We start from the raw sequence: 302 nt of genomic DNA, 5'->3' as shown, positions 1-302 counted from the left end.
GTGGGCAGTTTAACGCCCCTGCATGCCACCTCCAGCGGCAAGGTGCTGCTGGCTGCCTTGACGACCGATGAAAGAAGCCAGGTCTTCAAAGCCGTGGGTCTGCCTGCCCGGACACCCCGTACCGTAACCAATCGGGGGGAACTGGAAAAGGAGTTGCTGGAAGTTGCCAAAAACGGTTTTGCGATAGTTCATGGCGAGTTTGAAATTGGTCTCACGGCCGTCGCAGCTCCCATCTTCAACCACGCAGGCACGGTTATCGCGGCAATAAGCATTTCCGGTCCAGCCTTTCGCTTCGTGCCTGA

Annotated in this window: 1 protein-coding gene; it reads left to right on the top strand. The window is 57.3% G+C overall.

Going from position 1 to position 302, the window contains the following annotated elements:
- On the top strand, positions 1 to 302 hold a 302-nt coding region (locus SCA31_RS22900), incomplete at its 3' end, for an IclR family transcriptional regulator (protein ID WP_410699337.1).

The organism is Chryseobacterium sp. SIMBA_028, from assembly GCF_046535285.1.
Taxonomy (GTDB): domain Bacteria; phylum Bacteroidota; class Bacteroidia; order Flavobacteriales; family Weeksellaceae; genus Chryseobacterium.
This window is presented reverse-complemented; position numbering and strand designations above follow the sequence as displayed.